Source organism: Mesotoga sp. Brook.08.105.5.1 (assembly GCF_002752635.1).
In the GTDB taxonomy this organism is placed as follows: domain Bacteria; phylum Thermotogota; class Thermotogae; order Petrotogales; family Kosmotogaceae; genus Mesotoga.
On sequence record NZ_AYTW01000011.1, the window covers coordinates 71020 to 91149 of the forward strand.

Here is a 20130-nt window from a genome sequence, read left to right on the forward strand (position 1 = left end):
AGAGTGTTCGAATCTTATGCCGTTTGTTCTACTTACGCATCTCCTTTAGAGCGCCTTTGATCAACTCATGCATGTCGACGTCGGGGCTGTTTCTGAGAATCTTGACGACCGTTCTTCTGGCCTGAGACTCATCGAAACCGAGAGAGGCGAGCGCAACTATGGCCTCTTCGCCTACAGATCGCCGTACATCGGGCATCGTTTCTTCGCTTTCAACGAAAGACGAGTCTATCAAAGATGAAAGCTCCACGATCATTCGCTCTGCAGTCTTCTTCCCGATTCCCGGCAGCGAAGAAAGCTCGGCAACGTTCTTTGAAGAGATTATCTGCTTTATTCTTGAAGGAGAGGCAGACGAGAGAATTTTCATAGCCGATTTCGGACCGATCTTGCTCGCTTTGAGCAAGATGTTGAACAATTCCTCCTCTTCCCTGTCCAAGAATCCATAGAGTTCCGGGGGTCTGTCCTGCGAGTAAGAGACATACGTTAGGAAGAAGAATTCTCTGTCGCCGGAGAGTTTGGCGATTGTGTTAGGCGTGCAATTCAGCCTGAAGAAAAGCCCTCCAACCTTTACGACAACTTCAGACTCTCTAATCTCTCTTACTAGCCCTTCAATGCCTTCCAGCATATTCCTTCACTCCAGTCAATATGTTTCTCGTCTCGCTGACCAGATACAGCGACCCGCAGACAAGAATCTTCTCGGAAGTCTGCAGCACTGTCTCCAAAGCGGCTTCATGAGAATCGACAAAACTAACTTGATCACAGTACCTCCTCCAGGTATTGGCGACTTCTTCCGGATGGAGACTCCTGTGATTCGGAACTCTGCAGACCACTACCCTGTCTGTTATCGATGAAAGCGTTCTTATGTTGCTTTCGTAGTCCTTGTCGTCGAGGCTGCCGAAAAGCAGAGTGAGCTTCTCGCCGGCAAAATACCGTTCGACTGTCTTTCTCAGAATCCTCGAGGCATCGGGATTGTGCGCGCCGTCAAGAATCACTGTCTTTGAGAGCACGGAAAAGACCTCAAATCTTCCGGGCCAAATAACGTTCTTCAAAGCCTTTCTCAAGCGGTTTTCATCTACTGATTTGCCAACCCTATCGAAGGCTGTTTCAACTGTTTTTAGCGCCACTGCTGCATTTGCTACTTGATGCTCGCCGTTGAGGTTGGTGATGAGATCGTAATACACATTCGTTCCTTCATAGTCGAAAACATTGCTGTCTAGCTTGTATTCTCTGCCGTATGCGTTGAAGTCCTTCCCTATGAAGAAAGTCGGAGAACCCATGCTCTTAGCAGTTTCAGAGACAACCCTTCTGATGGCAGGTCTTGTGATTCCCGAAACCACCGGGCTGTTCACCTTGATTATTCCGCACTTCTCTACGGCTATCTTCTCTTCGGAATCGCCGAGAATACCTGTATGATCAAGTCCAATACTTGTTATCACCGAGACTAGAGAAGAGCTGATTACGTTGCTCGCATCGAACCTGCCTCCAAGACCAACTTCAAGAACGACAATATCGCAAGCCAGTTCCTTGAAATACAGGAAGCTCATCGCGGTGACCACCTCAAAGAAGCTTGGAGCATACTCTTCGCCCTTCTCATCCATCTTCTTCAGCGCAGTCTCCATCGACTCCAGGATTCTGCAGACAGCGTCCTCCGAAATGTACTCTCCATCAACCTGGATTCGTTCCCTGAACGTCGTTATGTGAGGCGAGATATTCAGCCCGGCCTTCAAACCGTGAGAAGTGAACAGGGTTCTTACTATAGAAGCTACGCTGCCTTTCCCGTTTGTACCCGTTATATGGACAATAGGGTAGGATTCCTGTGGGTTGCCAAGACGCTCCAGAAGCTCTCTAATCCGGAAGAGACCGTACTTTATCTTTCCATATGGTCTTGAGTTGTAAAGATAGTGGATGGCCTCGGAGTAAGTCTTCATTTCAGGTCTTCAATAATCTTCTCGATCCTGCGGATGTTGTCCTGACTAATGATCAGCCTTTCCTTATTCTCGTTTACTACCTCTTCAGGGGCGTTGTCGACGAAGCTCTTATTCTCGAGTTTCGACTTAGTTCTGGCAAGGTCGCTTCTTTCCTTCTCCAGCTTCCCTTCCAATCTTTCAATTTCAGCAATCGTGTCGATCTCGCCCAGCACTACATACAGAGTGTTTCCTGAATCTCCCCAGGCAGATACGCTTCCCGATGCCTTTTCGCTCCTGGCAATCAGTTCACCCGAATTCGAAAGATTTGAGACGAGTTTGAGAATCTCGGTGTCAATTCTCTCTCCGAGATAATAGACGTCTGTACGTGAAGAGGGAGGTATATTCATTTCTGCCTTCACGTTTCTGATTCCCCTTACCATTTCCATGATCTTTGAGAATTCATTTTCGGAAGAAACATCGAAATCGGATTCATCAAATTCCGGCCATTCGGAGGCGATCAAAAGACCTTTCGAATCGGGCAGTCTCTGCCAGAGTTCTTCCGTGATATACGGCATAAAGGGATGAAGCATTCTCAACGATGAGTCAAGGATTCTTACAAGTACATTCTGCGCTATCGTTCTGTCTCTTCCGCCGCCGTTCAGTCTTGGCTTTATACTCTCTATATACCAGTCACAAAACTCGTTCCAGAAGAAGGAGTAGATCGTCTTTGCCGCGCTGGGGAAGTCATAAGAGTCAATGGACTCTTCCACAGTCTTGACGGATCTTGCCAATCGGGAAAGGATCCACCTATCCTCAATTGCCAGCTTTTCTTTGCGCAGATCGATCTCTTCGAAGCCTTCCATGTTCAGCAGTGCAAATCTGGCTGCATTCCAGATCTTGTTTGCGAATTTCTTGTAAGTGTCAAAGAACTTGACGTCAAGTTTTATGTCGTGATTTTGCGCAGCTAGAATGGCCAATGTGAAGCGCATAGCGTCTGTTCCGTGTTCCTTGATGACATCCAGAGGGTCTATGCCGTTTCCGAGAGACTTCGACATCTTCCTGCCGTTCTTGTCTCTTATCAGCCTGGTTATGTAAACGTGATCGAACGGTCTGTCCCCAATGAAATGGTATCCGGCCATTATCATTCGGGCTACCCAGAAAAAGATGATATCGAAGGCCGTGACCAGTACACTTGTAGGATAGAAAGTCTCTAGATCGGGTGTCGTTTCCGGCCATCCAAGGGTAGTGAAGGGCCATAACTGCGAGGAGAACCATGTGTCAAGAACGTCTTCGTCCTGTCTCAGTTTCCTGGAGCCGCACTTCGGACAAACCGAAGGATCGTTTTCTTCGACAATGACTTCGTTACAGTCATCGCAGTACCATACAGGTACCCTGTGACCCCACCATAGCTGGCGAGAAATGCACCAATCGCGAATCTCCCGCATCCAGTTAAGATATACTTTCTTCCAAGTCTCAGGGAAGAAGACGACTTCACCATTCTCTACGGTAGCGATCGCTCTTTCCGCGAGCGGACCAACCTTGACGTACCATTGATCGGAAAGGGACGGCTCAACAACCGTGTCGCAGCGATAACACCTGCCCACCGCATGAACCATAGGCTCTACCTTGATTAGAAACCCCTGTTCCTCGAGGTCCTTGACTACTTGCTTCCTCGCTTCGTATCTATCTAGACCGCGATACTTCCCCCCGTTCTCGTTAATCTTCGCATCTTTGTCTATGACTTCGATTACCTCCAGACCATGTCTCAACCCTATCTGAAAATCGTTGGGATCATGGGCGGGCGTGACCTTCAGAGCACCTGTGCCAAAGGACGGATCGACATACCTATCCTGAATGATCGGTATCTCCCTTTCCATAAGCGGCAGTATTACAGTCTTACCCGTTAGATCGGAATACCTTTCATCGGAGGGATAGACGGCAACCGCGGTATCGGCGAGCATCGTCTCAGGTCTGGTTGTTGCAATTACTACGAACTCTTCTCCACCCTTGATCGGGTATTTTATATGGTAAAAGGCTCCCTTTTCGTCTTCATGCTCTACTTCCTCATCTGAAAGAACCGTGGAACACCTCGGGCACCAGTTAACAATGTACTTGCCTCTATAGATAAGCCCTTCCTTGTAGAGATCGACGAAGGCCTTTCTCACCGCTTCGCTTAGCCCGTCGTCCATAGTGAATCTCTCTCTTGACCAGTCCACCGAACAACCCATAGCTTCAATCTGCTCGCGAATCCGCTGCCTGTATTCCTTTGCCCAGTCCCATGTTGTTTCAAGGAACTTCTCTCGCCCCATCTCTTTGCGGTTCGTGCCCTTCTTGGCGAGATCCTTCTCAACTGCGTTTTGGGTCGCTATGCCGGCGTGGTCCTCGCCAGGGACCCATAACGCTCTGAATCCTTTCATGCGCTTGAAGCGAATTATGAAATCTTGAATTACTAGATTTAGTGCGTGGCCCATATGGAGAGGCGCAGTAATATTAGGAGGCGGGATCATTATTGTGAATGGTTCACCCGTGCCTCTCGGTTCGAAGTAACCGCCTTCTTTCCAGCGAGAATACCACTTCTTCTCAAGCTCGGAAGGACTGTACCTGGTGCTCAGTTCCTCCATTTTGACTACCTCCTCGTGGTGCCGTCGGCATTTAAATCGAATTATAGCACGAAGTAAAAGGCGGTAATGGGAGATGCCGTTAATATGTAGATCAGCTCCTCATATAGTACAATTCACTCGGTGAGAATATGGATGATGAAAACACTTCAACCTATAAGAAAATCTACTCGATGGTTCGACAAATCCCACGTGGGAAAGTCGCAACTTACGGTCAGATAGCATCTCTTGTTGGCGGTTGTTCCGCAAGGATGGTGGGGTACGCCATGGCCGGTATCTCCGATGCGACCATACCCTGGCAGAGAGTAATCAATGCACGAGGAAGAATAAGCATTAGAGACCCAAATGGCTATTCGCTTCAAAAGGCGATTCTCGAAAGAGAGGGAGTTGTCTTCGACGAAAGCGATACAATCGATCTCGAGGTCTTCGGTTGGCAACCCTAGTGGATGTTAAGGAGCTGCAGTACGTTGCAAAGATCCGCTGAGCGCTGGTAAGACCCGCTTGTAAAAAAACGCTGATCGCTGTACTCTGGAGAGAACCGCTGTTCGCATAATAGCAAAAGAACCGTTGATCGCTGTGGAGAACCGTCCTTCGTGACTCGTCCCAGATCATGGACCCGTTCTTCGATGAGACCCAAGCCCAGATCCTGAACAGGAGCACTTCAGGATGACGTCAAGGACTGTCATCCCGTGATGCACCTGCACGGGATCTCGCCCTGAGAGCTGCTGTGCGCTTAAGAACAAGAACCCGCTGAACGCTGACGAAGACAACGTTGTCCGTCAACGGTTCACCAGGTTCTCTTGCTCTTTCCTACCACGAACCCGCTACCCCCAACCCCGGCCTTTTGCTTTCCCTCTGACCCCCAAAGGTTGGACGCGAAGTGTCGCAACAAGGAAGCGCTTCTCAAAATGCTATAATTCCATATGAGGTGATTTAATGAAAGAACCCCGCATGATTGTCAATGAAGATGGGAAACCAGTTAGCGTGATTCTTAGTATTTCTACATATAAGAAGATTCTCGATGAGTTGGAAGAATTGGAAGAGATTCGAGCATACGACAAAGCTAAGAAGTCAACCGACAAGATTCTTCCGTTTGAAGAAGCTCTAGACAAATTCAAGCGTGAAGATGTCTGACTCATACAAACTTCTTATTCTCAGCAAAGCCGCAAGAGAGCTTCAGTCACTTCGAGAGCCGAACTATAGCAGAATCAAGCAAAGGATATTGTTGCTCGCGTCGAATCCGCGTCCAAGAGGTTCTAGTAAGTTGACCGGAAGAGAGGGATGGCGGATAAGAGCTGGTGACTATCGGATTATCTATGAGATTAGTGATCAAGATAAGTCAGTTACTATTCTGCATATCGGCCATCGTAGAAATGTATACAAGAATCTTTGAGACATATTCTTGATGTTGTAATCAGATAGAAGGAACACCATCTTCTCAAAAGTCGACTTCTGATTGCGCTCCTGAGCTTAAGAATAAAGAACCGCTCTTCCAAGAACGGGGCCGTGCTCTTCTCGGAGAACAGTGGACCGATAACGGATAACCGTTTCTTTTTCAACCTGCATCTTGTCACTTGCAACTGTTTGCGTTTTTCGCACCCAAAAAGAACGAGATCCTGGCCTGAACATTGCCAGGATGACCTGAAGCAAGAAAAGACAGTCATCCCGTGATGCCTTTGCACGGGATCTCGCCCTGAAGATCCGTTATACGCCAGAAGTTCCGCTGAACGCTTAAGAGCAAGGACCCGCTGAACGCTGACGAAGACAACGTTGTCCGTCAACGGTCCACCGTCCACCGATAAGAGAGCAGCTCTACGCTGGAAGAGCGGTCCTCCGTCAGCCGTCCAAGAACAAGTACCCGTTCACTGATAAGACCGTCGAGAAAGAGCACTGTCGAGACGTTCGCTGCGCTCACGAGAAGACGAGAAGCGGTGCCCTTCGACCCGTCAACCTGTAATGCTTTTGCACGGGATCTCGCCCTGAAGATCCGTTATACGCTTAAGAACAAGGACCCGCTGAACGCTGACGAAGACAACGTTGTCCGTCAACGGTCCGCCGTCCTCCGACCAAGAAGAGCATTTCAAGAGACTTATAGAGTTTATTGGCTCTTGTTCTTATAACTCACAACTTGCATCTTGGAACTTGCAACTGTTTCAAAGATCGAGATCCTGGCCTGAACATTGCCAGGATGACCTGAAGCAAGAAAAGACAGTCATCCCGTGATGCACCTGCACGGGATCTTGCCCTTAAGATCCGCTGAACGCTTAAAAACGGTGAACCCGCTGATCGCTGGAAGTTCCGCTGTACGCTTAAAAGCGGAGAACCCGCTGTACGCTGGCGAAGACAACGTTGTCCGTCCACGGTCCGCCGTCTACCGAGAAGAGCGTTTCAAGAGACTTAGAGAGTTTCTTAACTCTTGTTCTTATAACTCACAACTTGCATCTTGGAACTTGCAACTCTCGGTCTTGGAGAATGGAGAACCGATAACGGACAACCATTTTCTTATTCAACCTGCATCTTGGAACTTGCAACTGTTTGCGTTTTTCGCACCCAAAAAGAACGAGATCCTGGCCTGAAGCACGCCAGGATGACGCGAAGGAGTGCCATCCCTTGAGGTTGCCCAGCTGAGCGCCTCTTTGGTCATCTCGTGATGCGCCTGCACGGGATCTGCTCTTCCTAACCAAGTCTCGATAACCCGCTTCTATCAACCCGATCTTTCTAACCCGCACTATGTAACCCGCACTATGCAACCCGTTACTAGACTAGGCTCTTCCGCCCGGCGCAAGCCGGACTGGCCTTTGCTCTCAATACACCCGATTTTCATAACCCGCTCTTTCAAACCCGAAGTGCTTAACCCGTACCTAATAACCCACTCTCTATTCTCCTGTCTGAGAACCGACAACGACCACCTGATTTTGGTCTTCCCAGCGTTCAGCGCTCAGCGAAAAGCGGGCTTTGTTGCCTCCTGCCGAAGGCAGCCTTGCGTCTGATCTTAGAGCGGTTTTTCATCCCCGCGAAGCGGGCATTGCGTCCCGGCATGATCTTTGCCAGCCTTGCGTCCCGGCATGATCTTCGCCGGCATTGCGTCTCATTTGACCAATGACTGGTTCTTCTCTCTTCTCTCGTGAGCGTAGCGAACCTCTCGACAACGCTCTTTCTCGATTGATCTTATCGGAGGACGGGTTTACTCGGAGAACGGTGGACCGTTGACGGTTGACCTGAGAGGCTTCCTGCGAAGCAGCATCACTTCCTGGCGAAGCCAGCCTTGCGTCCCGGCATGATCCTTTGCCGGCATTGCGTCTCATTTCACCAATGAGTGGTTCTTCTCTCTTCTCTCGTGAGCGCAGCGAACCTCTCGGCAACGCTCTTTCTCGATTGATCTTATCGGAGGACGGGTTTACTCGGAGAACGGTGGACCGTTGACGGTTGACCTGAGAGGCTTCCTGCGAAGCAGCATCACTTCCGCCGATGTTCTTCGGCGCATCACTTCCTGGCGAAGCCAGCCTTGCGTCCCGGTACGATATTTGCCGGCATAGCGTCCACTGATGCTCCTCAGTGCAATGCGTCCCACCGAAGGTGGCATCACTTCCCCGGATGCTCTTCCGGGCATCACTTCCTCGCGCCAGCGAGCATCACTTCCTGGCGAAGCCAGCCTTGCGTCCCGGCACAATATTTGCCGGCATTGCGTCGACTGATGCTCCTCAGTGCAATGCGTCCCACCGAAGGTGGCATCACTTCCCCGGACGTTCCTCCGGGCATCACTTCCTCGCGCCAGCGAGCATCACTTCCTGGCGAAGCCAGCCTTGCGTCTGATCTTAGAGCGGTTTTTCATCCCCGCGAAGCGGGCATTGCGACCTGGCATGATCTTTGCCAGCCTTGCGTCCCGGCACGATATTTGCCGGCATTGCGTCCCACCGAAGGTGGCATCACTTCCTGGCGAAGCCAGCCTTGCGTCTGCAGAAACGTCTATCACTCGCCAACTACATGAATCGTGAGTGTGTGGACCTTTTCGATCGTCTTTTCTCCAAATTCGCCGAAGAATCTGAAGGGAATCTCATAATCGCCCACTTCTTGTGGAGTCCAGCGGAAGATGCAGTGATCGTGCTTGTCGAGGAGAGTGCCTGCTTCTGACTGAAGCTCGACTCCGTTCGTCGATCTCCAGATCCATGCGTGATCGGAGAAGGACCATTTGTCATATCCCACGAATCGCCACTCTGCGATCAGTGCATTTACCCTAAACTCAATCAATTCACCAACAGGAGATGTGATTTCCGGCACGGGAATGGTTCTCGAGAACTGCTCAAATGAGTTTAAGTAAAACAAGTCTTCCCATAATGGAACGATGTTTCTTCCTGCACTTTCGTAGGCCTTTTCAACTAGGCCGACGCATGAATAGATATCTTGTTTTGTGAAGGGAAGATTCAAGTAGCCAGACCAGGCGAGGCCTACAGACCACATCGCCCCATGGTTGGCCGCCTCAAATATGTATCTGGATATTTGTCTCCGTTCGAGCGGGGTTATATCTTCGGAGTATCTCATCGCCCCTGTAAAACCGGAAGACCAGTATTTAAGCCATCGCGATTCGTACGTGTCGTAGTTGAAGAGATTCACAAAAGAGTGGTTTTCAATATCGTTGGGGAAGACAAAGACACCCTCCTCGACGAGATTGTATCCGTGTGTCAAAAACGGGTAGGATTCTCCAAATGTCTTTCCGTTGTTTAGACCCAGACATTCATCTGTCATTGCCGTGGCATAGTCGACACCGAGATATACTGCCGAGTGTGAAGGGATCCAGTTCGGTCCGATATGATAGAGTAGATCGCCTTCGAGCAGGTACTTTCCGGGCAGATGTTGTGCTGTGTAGAGGGCATCTGCCTTTGATATCAACAGGCAGTACGGCAGTTTTGTGAATCGAACGAACGTGGAGAAGGAATCTATGCTGCACTGTACCTGAAACTCCTCTCCTGCCGGGGCGAAGGAAGTCGCGCTGAGGAGCGGCTGGATCATCAAGATCTGATCATCGTCCAGGTCGAGTTCGTCGTGAGAAAGTTCGAATACCGGCCCGGGAATTGAACCGCTGCTTTCGTGGAAGACAACCTGGATCGTTCGTTCCGATATGCTCTGCACTTCGTAAACGATGGTCTCCTTCTCACTGACTCCATAGAAGAATACTGTCACTCCTCTGGAGACGATGAAGGAGTTGTCGCCAGGATGCAGCAACAAAACCTTATGCCCAGGTTTGGTGGGAATCAGCCTGGTACATCCCACTGTGAACAAGATACACGAAGCGACTAAAAGAACCAATCTCCGAATTTGGATACTCATCATTAAGTTTACCATCGCAGAAGGGAAAGACAGATAACACCTATGGTAAATTATACAGTGTAAGACAGGAGGCATGATGAGAAGAATTTCCAGGTCAACATCGGTTGCCGTAGGCACTATAGCGATCCTTACCTTTTCTATAATCTCGAAGGGCATGGGTTTTTTCAGGGAAATGCTTGTCGCCGGTCTCTTCGGGACGTCCGCAAATCTCGATGCGGTCTTTGTTGCAATGACGCCTGCAACGACCCTTTCAGGGATAATTGCCGGAGCTTTTGCCGCCATTTTCGTGCCTGTATACCACTCTATAAGGAATGAAGACCTTGAGAGATCAAAGAGATACGCCGGAGCGGTTCTTATATCGGGTTCTCTGGTCTTTCTCTCTATGGGGATAGTCTTTCTGGTGATTCCGGACCTTGTTATAAGACTTTTCGCTCCGGGTTTTTCGGGTGAAGTCGTCGCTTATGCCGCAAGAAAGTTGAGATATCTATCAATATACCCGTTGATCGGCGGACTAGAAAGCATACTAGGCGCCGTGCTGAAGTCAAACAGGAGGTTCATCCAGTTCGGCTTCTCGCAGCTCTTTTTCAACATTATCGCGATTCCAGTGATATTCTTGACCGCTCCCTTTCTCTCGGAAGCCTCCTACATACTGGCCTGGATTCTCGGCAACACCTTCACCGTGATAGCGTATCTGGTCCAATCAAGAGACCTGTTCTCTCTGAGAATCGGAAAGGGAACGTCTATAGTAGAGACGCTATACCTGAGTTTGCCTCTGATCTTTTCGGGGAGTCTCGGAGTCATCAACAACATGGTTGACAAAGCCTTTGTTTCGCTCCTTCCGCCCGGACGTGTCGCTTCGCTGCAATATGCTCACACTCTTCTGGGCCTGATTACTTTCATGATCGCCGCCTTCCAGATGACAGCCTATACGGAGCTTTCCGAATTTGTCGTTTCCGGTGACAAGAAGAAGGTGCAGGAACGATTGAGAAAGACAGTCACAACGTCATTGAACATCTCGCTGCCTCTGGCGGCATGGATCATCATGATGGCGGAACCCCTAGTGAGGATAATCTATCAGCGCGGACAGTTCGACGCCGACTCGACAAGTCTTGTAAGCATGGCGCTTATTGGGTATGGGGCTTTGATAATCCTCTCACCGATTTCGCATACGTGCACAAGTTATTTCACTGCAAGAAAGAAACTGAAGGCCATAACGATCGTATCCGTCTTTTCGATCTTTCTGAACGCGTTGTTTGACTGGCTTATGCTCAAGCCGCTTGAACATGCGGGAATAGCAGCGAGTACGTCGCTCGTCGTACTCAACGCTACCATAATATATGTTTGGCTAATAGGAAGAGAGGGCGTCAAATTCATGCCGGTGAAGAGGATACTGAGGCTATTGGGCCTTTCGGTGGCTGTTTTCATTGTCGTCGCCTTTCTCAGGCTGAATACCAGTACCTTGATCTGGCTGGTTTTCGGAAACGCGCTCTTCTCCTGCCTGTTCTTTTTCAGTGCCAGGAGCGAACTTAAGGCGATATTTACGAGAATGAAGATGCTTTTTAAGAGAAGGTGATCTGCAGTATTTCTCGAAATGGGTTTCGATTTTGAGATAGGGCTGCTTGCAAAGCGGGAGGAAATCTCATGAGAGATATTGTGATAGTAGGAGCCGGTCCTGCCGGACTCTTCGCAGCCATAAACTGCACAACAATGGGTAGGAATGTAACGGTGATTGAGAAAACGAATACCCCCGGAAAGAAGCTGTTGATTTCCGGCGGAGGCCAATGCAATCTTACTAACGCCGAGCCGACAAGGGCAATGCTCGACAGATACTTTGGCTCGGGAAGATTTCTTAAACCGGCATTGATGTCCTTTGACTCGAGCAAGCTGATGAACTTCTTTGAAGAGAGAGGACTTAAGCTGTTTGTAAGAGAGGATGGCAAGGTCTTTCCCTCAACTTACTCTGCAAGAGATGTTCTGGAAGTGTTGCTTGCCGAGTGTGAAAAGCAAGGGATACGGATACTTTACAATTGCCGCGTCAAAGGAATAGCTGCGCGAACACCGAGGGGATTTGTTGTCTCTTCTCACAAAGGAGAGATAGGTGCCGACTATCTGGTGCTTGCTACTGGAGGCAGAAGCTACGAGAGCACAGGCTCATCGGGGGATGGATACTCTATCGCCTCGGCGCTCGGTCATAGCATAGTCGAGCCAAGACCTGCATTGACATCAGTTTCTATAAAGGATTTCGAGTTTGGGGACCTTGCCGGCGTCTCTCTGAAAGCGGTCGATGTCTCCCTGTGGAGGGATTCAAAGAAAACGAGTAGCCGGACTGAGGACTTATTGATCACTCACGAAGGGCTTTCTGGACCTGCCATTCTGCACCTTTCAAGAGAGGCCGGGCGAGGAGATGAAATTCGAGTCAACTTCAGTGGAATAGCCCGCGAAGAGCTCGAAAGGAGAATCTTAAAATTGGCGGCTGAAGAGGGAAAGAAGCTCTTGAAGACATCGCTCCATGACCTGGGTCTTCCCGAAAGATTGCTGGATAAGATCCTGGAGATGAATGGAATAACCGAGCGATTGTGTTCCGAATTGAAGAAAGAGGAAAGAAAGAAGCTGATATCCAGTCTCTTTGAAATGAGTTTTGAGATCGAAAGCGTAGGCGGGTTTTCGCAGGCCATGGTCACAAGAGGGGGGGTTCAGTTATCCGAAGTGAACCCGAAGACAATGGAATCAAGAATCGTTCCGAATCTCTTCTTTGCGGGAGAAATTCTCGACTTCGATGGAGAGACGGGGGGTTACAATCTCCAGGCAGCCTTCTCGACCGGTTACGTAGCGGGAACCACAATAAACAAAAGAACATCACGAGAAGACCAGTAGTTTTGAGTATTAGTCTAGTTATCATCTAATAGGGAAACTATATGTTAATATAACAAGAGAACGATTGATAAGATATTTATGATCCATTCAGAGCCCGATTCAAGATAGACGATCTCTTGGAATTGGAACCTTCGAGCAATTCTCTTTGAGCAATTTGCTAATAGTTTTTTGTAGCACAGAGGAGGTGCGCCTTGGAGGTAAAGAAACCAAAGTGGTTTGACGACTGGGTCGAGATCGACGAGAATTATCTGCAAGAAGCTGGAACCAGCTGGAAACTCAAGGCTAATGCCCCCAAAAGAGTTAGAAAGGAGTACGAGAAGCTGATGGACCAGATCACGGTGAAGGGTCCGTACTCATACTCATGGAAGCATGAACGCTAGATCGAGCTCAGTTGAAGGTGCTTCATAGAGGCATAGGCTCAAGAGCGTTGTCTTGAAATGGAGGTTTGTGAGTTGAGTATAAGCACTGGAAGCGGTGATGGAGGAGAAACAAGCCTCTGGAGCGGCGAGAGAATAGAGAAAGATAGTCACCGCGTCGAAGCATACGGAACAATAGATGAACTCAGTTCCTTTCTAGGCGAAGCGAAACACCATGTCAGCGAAGAGGTTGCTGACCAAATCGTTTCGATTCAAAGGTTCCTCTTCAGAGTTACCGGTCACTTGGCTTCAAGAGATGTCAAATATGTTGAGCCCGTTGAAGAGAGTGATGTTCAGAAACTCACCGAAATGATTCACAAATATGAATCAGTGGTGAGACTTGATGGTTTCGTTATCCCCGGAAGCACCATTGCGTCATCCAAACTTGACATCTGCAGGACTGTGGCAAGAAGGGCCGAAAGAAGAATACTGACGCTTTCTAAAAACGAGCATGTTGACAGCGTGATTGTGAAGTACGTTAACAGACTTTCAGATCTTCTTTTCATTCTTGCGAGATATGAGGAGTATAGGGCAGGGAAGATAGTTTACAAGCGAGACGTAGAGTAACGATCTACCGATAGCTGATTTTCGCTACTCCGTCCTTCATACAGGAGCCGAAGCTGTATGCTACGGAGCTCGTATCCATCCCGGGCAAGTAGAAGACAGTAATCATCTCGTCGACATCCTGCCCCGAAGACTCCCACATATCGCGAGTGATGCTTTCTAGCTCCATCTCGCTAACCACAGATTTCTTAAGCAGAATCCGCGCAGTACGTCTTCGCCAGGCCTTTCCAAAATCCCTGACGGTCACCACCGAATATGTGCCTTCAACATTCGACGCCAATCCCTAACTCTCCCCTCTGATAGATAAAATATTATACATCATGTTACGGATAAATGCCAACTGATGCAAACACCTCTCTCAGAAATAAAGTTTATACAATTCGCAAAGTAAACTATCAGAGATTGTTTCGCAAAACGGAATAAAAGATACATTAAATCCAGATGATAAATCTGGCGCAGATTTCTATGTAGACAAATCTCCGGAAGAGTCTTCTGAGAAATTCCTGGCGATTCAAAGAGCAAGAGAACTCTCTTCTAGAAGGTTTTTCTCTTCCGCCTACTTCTTCAGAGCCCGGCCATCAAAAGCACTAGCCGATGTTGCTTCTTCCTATGCCCAAGACCTTGTGGCAGTAAGGACAGAAATAGACCACAGTCTTACTCAACAAGAGTCCAGATCCCTTTTGTTTGAAGAATTTCTCAGGAAGTTCCGATTCGCAGTGGGGACACTTCGGGTTCAACTCTTCCTTTCTTACTGATCTCAATCTAAGCTCAATTCGCTCAGCTCCTTATCTCAAGATGAACTATCTCGGTAATCAATATGTCTTCATTCAGCGAACTTTTGGTGTGGTGAACACTAGCCGATCAGCAGTGTCAGATAACCCTTTGTTCTGATAAGAATCTCCTGAGCTAGATCTCTGAAGAGTACACCTGCCGTAATTGTTTCGGCTCTTACAAGTTCAACTAGTATCGACTCCACTTCGCCACAGAGGTCTCTAACTTCCTCAATCGTTTCAAAAGTAATGTCGGCAGAGAAGATCAGTCTTCTCGAGGAGATCACCTCAGCAATCTTTCCCATCAGTCTTCCCCAAAGAGAGAACTCCTTCAGCCACGGACCGACCTCTCTAGACAACTCTTCTGAAAGCTTTTCTTTCAAGGTCTCTGCAGATTGAATGATCATTTCGGCTTCATCTGAAAGAAGCTCTTGAACTTCGGCCCATCTCTTTTCACCGACTAGTCGATTCAGTTTGTGGTGAAGCTCCACGATTCTTCTGGAATGATCTCTGTGTATCGGACTGAGAAGATTGTACTCGCAGAACAGCTCCATCTCCTTCGAACATCCAGGGGCGACTTCCGAAATGGCGCTAACCCAAGACCTTTCTACATCGTATTCAGTGGGATTATTGAGGAATTCTGCAGCCGATGCAAGCGCGATTTTCGATGCAATAGGTTGATTCATCGGGTTTAAGACGATCCCTTCCGAGTGTTCAACGATGCCGGGGTCTCTTCCCTCATAGGGCCCCACATGCAGTTCGGGGACCATAGAGGCGTCGTTCACAGGGTAGTTGTCCCAGTATAATGGTTTTCTCTGGAAGGCCTCTTCGGCAAGCATGGAATCCTCAAGCGAGAGCCTCTCCGAACACACCTCCGGTCCGGTCCACATAATAGATATGTCGCCATCCAGAGCTTTTCCAAAAGTCTTCATGTAATCTGTTGCTTTGCGCCCTTGATATTGAGTAGGACAGACAATGAACCTTGAGAGGTTTTCGACTTTCGCCTTAAGGATAGAGTAGACTGTGTTTGCGAAATGGGCCTGAGCTTCAGCAAGAGAACCGAATGCCTCTTCATCTTCTTCGTGTACGAGGGTTTCCGGAATATCATCGTAGAAGATTGCAAATGATCTAACTCCTGTGCCTGCTATATCTTCCAGTTTTGCGACCAAGGTTTCGATGTCTGAATCGCTGGAATACCTCACTCCAAGACCCGGACTGATAGCAAAGACAACCGAAACACCGCATGACAACCCCTCGGCAACCAACTCCGCAAAGTCTTTCTTGAACTCCTCGCTGTATTGCTCTCGCCACCTTCTTCTATGGAGTTCATCGTCTTTTGGAGCGTAAATGTATAAATTGTAACGATGCTCTCCTAGAAACCTCAGCATCGCCTTTCTCGCCTTCATAGACCAAGGAACACCATAGAATCCTTCTACCACGCCTCTGATCTCGAATTTTGACATGTTGAACTCCCTTCATCAAATCATTTTCAATCAGTTTATAATAATCCAAACTCTCGCGCGAATTACTTCGTTTCCCGTTTACTTGGCAAATGTTACGGTTGCTTCATGCGGAAGCTAACGTTTAGTCCTATTGACTTCCGATTTCCGTAATGCATCATAACTAAATCTACTCAAGAGATTTCTCGCTAGGTTTAGTCAGAAAAGCTATAATTGTAGCATAATCCGGTAAAGGAGGTTGGCGATATGAAAATAGGTTTGGTAACCGACAACACCTGCAACTTGTCAGATGAAGACATCAAGGCACTAGACGTTAGAATCGTGTCTCTTTATATCAACAGAAGCGGAAAGTACACAAAAGCGACTGATCTGAACCTTGAGGAGTATTACGAGGAGTTAGGATCGGCTGCGGAGTTGCCGAGTACCTCTCAGCCTTCTCCGCAAGACTTCATTGTTGCTTTCGAAGACGCTCTCAAGACATACGACGCTTTGATTGTACCTGTTCTGTCCGGGAAGCTTAGCGGAACGAGCGTCTCGGCGAATATCGCTGCAAGGGACTTCGATCAGCCGATTCACGTAATTGATTCCCTGTTGGTTGCGGATGGCCCTGGAATGCTGGTGAAGAACCTGGGGGACATGATAAAGAACGGAGCATCGATCCAGGAGCTGGTCGAATATGCTTCATACTTTCACAAGAAGACGAGAACCTTCTTTTCGACAGATGATCTGAGTTATTTGCAGAAAGGCGGACGAATAGGGAAAGCGAAGGCTCTAGTGGGCAATCTGCTTAAGATGAAGCCGGTAATCAAGGTGGACGAAGGCGAACTCAAGCCCGTCGAAAACGTCAGGGGGAACAAGAAACTACTTGAAAGTTTGGTTAGTCACACCTTCAAGGAGATCCAGCCCGAGAATCTCCGAAGAGCGAGAGTGCTGACGATCTGGAGAAAGGAAGATGCCGCAACTTTGGAGAAGATGCTCCGTGTCGAGGCTCCCGAAGCAGAAATCGAAAGTGGAATTATTGAGCCGATAATCGGTACTCATCTGGGACCTCAGGGAATTGGCATAATCAGCGAAATGAAGTAAAGACGTTCACCGACCTTTTCGGGACTAGAAAGGGGCGTCTTAGGATAAAAGGTCATGTAAGATTCATCTTCTGGGGAGGTGAAAAGGCTTTGAATGCGCTTGAGAGAGTCAAGACACGCTTCGGAAGGGCCTTTGATTTCTTGCCGAGCATATATCGTCTAACAAATAACTAGAGACTGGCAAAGCACTTTGCGGAACTGCCTCCGGGCTATCGCCCTGTGGGAGAGCTTGTCGAATGGCTAAGGACTACCAAGAAGAAGCTGCCGGAGACGATTTTCGAGAAGATGAGTCTTTACTTTGACTGGAAGGCACCGCTTGGAATGAGGATAAGCCCATTATGTCTGAAGAGAGTTTTGAAAGTGTGCAAGTTCTGTTGCAGCGAATCGCCTCCATCTCTCCAAAAGACATGATAAAAAATTTCTTGTTGATTGGCTTAGGACCGAGCTCTGTCGGGTACGATGAAGGAATTGTAGACAGAATACTGGAAAACCAAAAGAGATCTCTCGTCCTCCTTGCTGAAAAGGTTGTTCTTACACCTCAACAGAAAGCGGTCATGCTCGACTTCATATCGGATCCGGAAAAGATGAAGGAAGACTACCTTCACCTGTTGCAGTGGTACGAAGAACACATGTATTCAAGCTCCCCCTACGATGAGAAGAGGTTGAAGGAAAGTCGGGAGAATCTCCAAAGGAATCTCTCTACCTTCGGAAACGATTATCTCTTGAAACTGACAGACATCATGCACAATGAAGAACTTGAAGAGGAAAGGAAGATGGTTCTCGTTCTCTCTTACTTTATAAAGAACGCGCAGAGACGAATCCTTCACCCCCGTGCTAAGAACGATGTCTTCTTGATCGGTTACAATTCTGTGAGTTCCCTTCTCGAGAGTGATCCAGTTGCCAATGCTTCGAGATGATACAGGGCCCTTTCAAACTCCAATCGAATAAGATTGCTGAACTCTCTCTTCGGGGAACGCCTCACAGGCTAAGAGCTTTCTCGCAAGATGAAACTCTCGAACGCCGAGTTGACGGAGACCTTTTCTGCTCTGGTTGCATGGGGTCTCGTCAAGACTGTACGAGAGAGCGATCGGATAATCTTTACAGCCGGCAGAGATGAAGTAATCGATATGCTCACAGGCGAAATCAAGGGAAAAAAGTAAGTGTACTCGCTTCTACTGATGTGATAAGGTTCAAATTTCTTGGTTGATTAATAAACTCGAGCAAAAAGCGAAAAAAAGCCCGGAGAATATCCGGGCCGGGTGGTAAAGAAGAAGTCTTGTTCGTGTTGTTATGACAGAAATTCTCTATTGTGAGTTCACTTCTGTTGTCGATTTAGACGAGCTTTTTTTCTGTGTTTCATTTATCTAAAATAGATGATCCCCTAAAGTGAGAATGTACAAGAAGTCGGGAATCGGGTAAGTGCGTAGTAACATGGAATCGGGGGTGTGATTATGGAGTATCGAAGACTTGGCAAGACAGATTTACAGATCTCCCTTCTGGGGTTGGGAGGCTTCCATCTTCTCGAGATTGAACTGAAAGAAGTGAGAAAGATAGTGGATCGCTATCTCGAGGCCGGAGGAAATTACTTTGAAACAGCAAGATCGTACGGCGATGGGGTCTCCGAGCGCAAGCTATCGGAAGCATTGCCCAAGGACGGGGTGATCGTGGCTTCCAAGACGGGCGGCAGAGATGAGGAGTCTTCAAGAAGCGATCTTCTTGCGACACTCAAAGCTCTTGGAAGGGATCATATAGATATCCTGTTTCTTCACGCAGTAACGAAAAGCCGCGACTGGGAGGCGATCACTTCGCCGAACGGCGCACTCAAGACCGTGGAGTGGGCAAAGAGCGAAGGGCTTGTGCGGTACGCAGGAATTACGAGCCACGGTTACGGCGGTACGCTTTTGAAGGCACTAAAAGAATATCCTTTCGATCTATTCATGACTCAAATGAACTACTACGATAGGTTCAACTTTCCCGAGATTGAAACGAAGGTAATCCCTTTCTCCGTTTGCAACAATATAGGAATAATCGCGATGAAGGCGCTGGCCGACGGGTATCTCTGGAAAAGCGTTGAGGACGCCTTCAGGTACACAATGACGCTCCCCGTTTCTTGCATTGTGAGCGGAATTAACACCCTCGAGCAGCTGGAAGAGGATCTCACGCTGATTGAGAAAAGGCCGTTCACTGCGGCCGAACTCGACCATCTCTTTGCAGAGGCGCCCGAACTAGGGAATTACATTTGTAGACAGTGCATGAAGTGTCTGCCCTGCCCTGAGGGGATCAACATTCCCGGGTTCTTCCTCGCCGAAGGACGTTACGATAGACAGATGCTGGATGGCAAGATCATAAGTGCCGCGGATTACGCTTTGAGAGACAGACTAGCTCACTGGTTTGGAAGCGAGGAGCAGGGGATCGCTGAGTATAAGTCTCTCGTTCCCGGCGTTGACAGTTGCAACGATTGCGGCATCTGTGTCGAGCGTTGTCCATATGGAATAGATATTCCCAGGAAACTCAGGATTGCCAGATCGAAGATAACGGAGGGCTATGTCTGGTAGTCGATTAAAGAGGTGATTCAAGTGGGCAGAATCAGCTTTTTTCCTTTGGAAGTACTGGGTTTCTTCTTCGTATTCTTTTTTGGGGCGCTCCTCCATATGGTCTACGGATGTAGCGAAGGTAATGCAATCGTAGGCTTGATCTCTCCGGTTAATGAGAGCATTTGGGAGCACCTAAAAATGGTCTTCGTGCCGGGGCTTATTCTGCTGGCGGTGGAGCTGTTCTTTTGCAAGGAGGTGCCAGTACCCGCGCTGATTGTGGGAAAGACACTCGGCATCTACGTGATGTACGCCACAATCCTCGGGGGTTTCTACTTCTACACGCTCTTCATCCACCACAATCTCATTGTTGATATACTATTAATGGCCCTTGCTGTGGCTCTCGGTCAGATCATATCCTATAACGTAGTCTCAAAGCTCAATGTAAGCAGGGCTGCAGAGTGGATTCCTCTGGTCATACTGATTTTCTTAGGTGCTGCCTTTGTGCTGTTCAGATTCATACCGGCGCGTTGGGAGCCTTTCAGAGACTCAGTCGCTGGGGGATACGGAACCAATTAGCGTGTAG

At 48.4% G+C, this 20130-nt stretch carries 18 protein-coding genes; 12 read left to right on the forward strand and 6 right to left on the reverse strand.

Features of this window, described 5'->3' with window-relative positions; genetic code table 11:
- Nucleotides 1-28 precede the first annotated feature (28 nt).
- From ruvA to V512_RS05280, 3 genes are read right to left on the reverse strand one after another with little or no spacing between them, the layout of a single operon-like run.
- On the reverse strand, nucleotides 29-622 hold the full coding sequence (gene ruvA, locus V512_RS05270; RefSeq protein WP_099829415.1) for a Holliday junction branch migration protein RuvA: 594 nt from the start codon (nucleotides 620-622) through the stop codon (nucleotides 29-31).
- The gene (locus V512_RS05275; protein WP_099829416.1) at nucleotides 606-1925 is read right to left on the reverse strand and encodes a folylpolyglutamate synthase/dihydrofolate synthase family protein; all 1320 of its coding nucleotides are present in this window, start codon (nucleotides 1923-1925) and stop codon (nucleotides 606-608) included. Before V512_RS05275 ends, ruvA begins: the two co-directional genes overlap by 17 nt.
- The gene (locus V512_RS05280; protein ID WP_099829417.1) at nucleotides 1922-4525 is read right to left on the reverse strand and encodes a valine--tRNA ligase; all 2604 of its coding nucleotides are present in this window, start codon (nucleotides 4523-4525) and stop codon (nucleotides 1922-1924) included. The genes V512_RS05275 and V512_RS05280 overlap by 4 nt, the downstream gene beginning before the upstream one ends.
- A 128-nt stretch (nucleotides 4526-4653) precedes the next feature.
- On the opposite strand from V512_RS05280, the gene V512_RS05285 reads away from it, so the two are divergent.
- The 3 genes from V512_RS05285 (at nucleotide 4654) to V512_RS15355 (ending at nucleotide 5915) form a co-directional block, all read left to right on the forward strand.
- Nucleotides 4654-4965, forward strand: coding sequence for an MGMT family protein (locus V512_RS05285; RefSeq protein ID WP_099829418.1), 312 nt, complete (start codon nucleotides 4654-4656; stop codon nucleotides 4963-4965).
- Nucleotides 4966-5458: 493 nt separating this feature from the next.
- A complete protein-coding gene (locus tag V512_RS05295) occupies nucleotides 5459-5656 on the forward strand; it encodes a hypothetical protein (protein WP_099829420.1) in 198 nt (65 codons plus the stop codon).
- On the forward strand, nucleotides 5649-5915 hold the full coding sequence (locus V512_RS15355; RefSeq protein WP_099829421.1) for a type II toxin-antitoxin system RelE/ParE family toxin: 267 nt from the start codon (nucleotides 5649-5651) through the stop codon (nucleotides 5913-5915). The genes V512_RS05295 and V512_RS15355 overlap by 8 nt, the downstream gene beginning before the upstream one ends.
- A 2576-nt stretch (nucleotides 5916-8491) precedes the next feature.
- Here the strand turns inward: V512_RS15355 and V512_RS05315 are convergent.
- Nucleotides 8492-9742 (reverse strand): hypothetical protein, encoded by a 1251-nt coding sequence (locus V512_RS05315; protein ID WP_243392262.1) that lies wholly within the window; start codon nucleotides 9740-9742, stop codon nucleotides 8492-8494.
- A gap of 178 nt (nucleotides 9743-9920) precedes the next feature.
- Here V512_RS05315 and V512_RS05320 point away from each other — a divergent pair, with 178 nt between their 5' ends.
- From V512_RS05320 to V512_RS05335, 4 genes are all read left to right on the forward strand, one after another.
- Nucleotides 9921-11420 carry a lipid II flippase MurJ gene (locus V512_RS05320; RefSeq protein ID WP_243392263.1) on the forward strand — a complete coding sequence of 500 codons (1500 nt, stop codon included), beginning with the start codon at nucleotides 9921-9923 and terminating at the stop codon, nucleotides 11418-11420.
- A gap of 68 nt (nucleotides 11421-11488) precedes the next feature.
- A complete protein-coding gene (locus tag V512_RS05325) occupies nucleotides 11489-12721 on the forward strand; it encodes an NAD(P)/FAD-dependent oxidoreductase (RefSeq protein WP_099829425.1) in 1233 nt (410 codons plus the stop codon).
- Nucleotides 12722-12912: 191 nt separating this feature from the next.
- Nucleotides 12913-13101 (forward strand): hypothetical protein, encoded by a 189-nt coding sequence (locus V512_RS05330; protein WP_099829426.1) that lies wholly within the window; start codon nucleotides 12913-12915, stop codon nucleotides 13099-13101.
- 72 nt (nucleotides 13102-13173) lie between these two features.
- Nucleotides 13174-13704 (forward strand): cob(I)yrinic acid a,c-diamide adenosyltransferase, encoded by a 531-nt coding sequence (locus tag V512_RS05335; RefSeq protein WP_099829427.1) that lies wholly within the window; start codon nucleotides 13174-13176, stop codon nucleotides 13702-13704.
- Nucleotides 13705-13708: 4 nt separating this feature from the next.
- Here V512_RS05335 and V512_RS05340 read toward each other — a convergent pair whose 3' ends face one another.
- A complete protein-coding gene (locus tag V512_RS05340; protein ID WP_099829428.1) occupies nucleotides 13709-13981 on the reverse strand; it encodes a hypothetical protein in 273 nt (90 codons plus the stop codon).
- 573 nt (nucleotides 13982-14554) lie between these two features.
- The gene (locus tag V512_RS05345; RefSeq protein WP_099829429.1) at nucleotides 14555-15934 is read right to left on the reverse strand and encodes a protein O-GlcNAcase; all 1380 of its coding nucleotides are present in this window, start codon (nucleotides 15932-15934) and stop codon (nucleotides 14555-14557) included.
- A 243-nt stretch (nucleotides 15935-16177) separates the two neighbouring features.
- On the opposite strand from V512_RS05345, the gene V512_RS05350 reads away from it, so the two are divergent.
- From V512_RS05350 to V512_RS05365, 5 genes are all read left to right on the forward strand, one after another.
- The gene (locus V512_RS05350) at nucleotides 16178-17014 is read left to right on the forward strand and encodes a DegV family protein (RefSeq protein ID WP_099829430.1); all 837 of its coding nucleotides are present in this window, start codon (nucleotides 16178-16180) and stop codon (nucleotides 17012-17014) included.
- Nucleotides 17015-17351: 337 nt separating this feature from the next.
- Nucleotides 17352-17930 (forward strand): hypothetical protein, encoded by a 579-nt coding sequence (locus tag V512_RS05355; protein WP_165775346.1) that lies wholly within the window; start codon nucleotides 17352-17354, stop codon nucleotides 17928-17930.
- Nucleotides 17931-18017: 87 nt separating this feature from the next.
- On the forward strand, nucleotides 18018-18173 hold the full coding sequence (locus tag V512_RS14565; RefSeq protein ID WP_165775347.1) for a hypothetical protein: 156 nt from the start codon (nucleotides 18018-18020) through the stop codon (nucleotides 18171-18173).
- Nucleotides 18174-18464: 291 nt separating this feature from the next.
- On the forward strand, nucleotides 18465-19568 hold the full coding sequence (locus tag V512_RS05360; RefSeq protein WP_099829432.1) for an aldo/keto reductase: 1104 nt from the start codon (nucleotides 18465-18467) through the stop codon (nucleotides 19566-19568).
- A 21-nt stretch (nucleotides 19569-19589) separates the two neighbouring features.
- Nucleotides 19590-20123, forward strand: coding sequence for a DUF6512 family protein (locus V512_RS05365; RefSeq protein ID WP_099829433.1), 534 nt, complete (start codon nucleotides 19590-19592; stop codon nucleotides 20121-20123).
- Nucleotides 20124-20130: the final 7 nt, after the last annotated feature.

What these genes read in the sequence shown, in the direction of transcription:
- ruvA (WP_099829415.1), bottom strand. Translation starts at nt 622, where the DNA reads ATGCTGGAAGGCATTGAAGGGCTAGTAAGAGAGATTAGAGAGTCTGAA.
- V512_RS05275 (WP_099829416.1), bottom strand. Translation starts at nt 1,925, where the DNA reads ATGAAGACTTACTCCGAGGCCATCCACTATCTTTACAACTCAAGACCA.
- V512_RS05280 (WP_099829417.1), bottom strand. Translation starts at nt 4,525, where the DNA reads ATGGAGGAACTGAGCACCAGGTACAGTCCTTCCGAGCTTGAGAAGAAG.
- V512_RS05285 (WP_099829418.1), top strand. Translation starts at nt 4,654, where the DNA reads ATGGATGATGAAAACACTTCAACCTATAAGAAAATCTACTCGATGGTT.
- V512_RS05295 (WP_099829420.1), top strand. Translation starts at nt 5,459, where the DNA reads ATGAAAGAACCCCGCATGATTGTCAATGAAGATGGGAAACCAGTTAGC.
- V512_RS15355 (WP_099829421.1), top strand. Translation starts at nt 5,649, where the DNA reads ATGTCTGACTCATACAAACTTCTTATTCTCAGCAAAGCCGCAAGAGAG.
- V512_RS05320 (WP_243392263.1), top strand. Translation starts at nt 9,921, where the DNA reads ATGATGAGAAGAATTTCCAGGTCAACATCGGTTGCCGTAGGCACTATA.
- V512_RS05325 (WP_099829425.1), top strand. Translation starts at nt 11,489, where the DNA reads ATGAGAGATATTGTGATAGTAGGAGCCGGTCCTGCCGGACTCTTCGCA.
- V512_RS05345 (WP_099829429.1), bottom strand. Translation starts at nt 15,934, where the DNA reads ATGTCAAAATTCGAGATCAGAGGCGTGGTAGAAGGATTCTATGGTGTT.
- V512_RS05350 (WP_099829430.1), top strand. Translation starts at nt 16,178, where the DNA reads ATGAAAATAGGTTTGGTAACCGACAACACCTGCAACTTGTCAGATGAA.
- V512_RS05355 (WP_165775346.1), top strand. Translation starts at nt 17,352, where the DNA reads ATGTCTGAAGAGAGTTTTGAAAGTGTGCAAGTTCTGTTGCAGCGAATC.
- V512_RS14565 (WP_165775347.1), top strand. Translation starts at nt 18,018, where the DNA reads ATGAAACTCTCGAACGCCGAGTTGACGGAGACCTTTTCTGCTCTGGTT.
- V512_RS05360 (WP_099829432.1), top strand. Translation starts at nt 18,465, where the DNA reads ATGGAGTATCGAAGACTTGGCAAGACAGATTTACAGATCTCCCTTCTG.